This window comes from Microbulbifer okhotskensis (assembly GCF_023895975.1).
Lineage (GTDB): Bacteria > Pseudomonadota > Gammaproteobacteria > Pseudomonadales > Cellvibrionaceae > Microbulbifer > Microbulbifer okhotskensis.
The window spans coordinates 1-892 of sequence record NZ_JALBWM010000319.1 but is presented as its reverse complement, the minus strand read 5'-3'; the positions used below and the strand labels follow the sequence as shown (position 1 = coordinate 892).

At 44.1% G+C, this 892-nt stretch carries 2 protein-coding genes; both read left to right on the top strand.

Translation table 11 applies throughout. The features are described from left to right. Nucleotides 1-141: 141 nt before the first annotated feature. Nucleotides 142-468: a hypothetical protein gene (locus MO867_RS22305; protein WP_252473260.1), complete on the top strand. Its 327-nt coding sequence runs from the start codon at nt 142-144 to the stop codon at nt 466-468. A 106-nt stretch (nt 469-574) separates the two neighbouring features. Then, on the top strand, nt 575-892 hold a 318-nt coding region (locus tag MO867_RS22300), incomplete at its 3' end, for a hypothetical protein (protein WP_252473259.1).

The window sequence follows — 892 nt, the reverse complement described above, 5'->3', positions numbered from 1 at the left end:
TCTGGCCGTGGTTCCTACCTATTTCGCCCCTAAAACTGTCCGAAGTATTGATATAGAATACTGCGTTGGTTGTTTCTTGGAGCTATTGGAGTTTCAGCAATCCTTATATTCCTAACTATAGGATTTGTCTGGTTGTGGGATATGAACTCTATTAACTCAATCGACGAGGCTAAAGAACTTCTGAGCAAGCATGGCAGTAACGAGCACGAGCTAATAATTAATGAGTGCTCGAAGTTAATAAAGGATGGAGAAGAGCGCACTTTAATGCATGAGGATATCCCAGAAGTGCTAAAGTCGTTGTCGCCACAATATGTCCGAGCTTCAGAGTATTCATGTGAGGTAAACCTTTACAAACAGCCAGGCAAAGGAATTGGCTACTTTGTAAAAAAATCTCCTAGTGGCTCTTTCATACTTAGTTGGTTTAACCACTTTGAAAGTTGGGAAAGTCATGATATTGAAGTCAAATAGTGCACATGCCAACAATCACGGGCAGTTAGCGCCGGCCCCTATTGGGGCCTCTGCGGGACGGCCTACGCTTCGCTTCAGCCGCCCCTGCTGTGGGCGTTAGGTGATCATGAGTTCAGAAGGCATAGCTATTGTCAGCTACGTATTGTTTTTGCTTTCATGCATTGGCGGCCTGATTTCAGGTTTTTCAGCATTTTTCTACATTCTTGAGGAAAACAAACATATGAAGGAACATCGGAAGTGGGGGGCGGCAATACCATTTTCACTTTTTATGCCTTCATTCTTCACTGTCACAGGAAATAGGAATCGAAAAAAGAGCCTGAAATTTATCGGCTGCTTTCTGCTGTGTGCATTACTCGCAGGTATTGCAGGTACAATACTTCGGACAGTTTTAGGGGGCGAAATAGGTAGGAACCACGGCCAGATA

Coding starts and splice junctions, on each gene's coding strand:
- MO867_RS22305 (WP_252473260.1), top strand. CDS start 142: ATGAACTCTATTAACTCAATCGACGAGGCTAAAGAACTTCTGAGCAAG.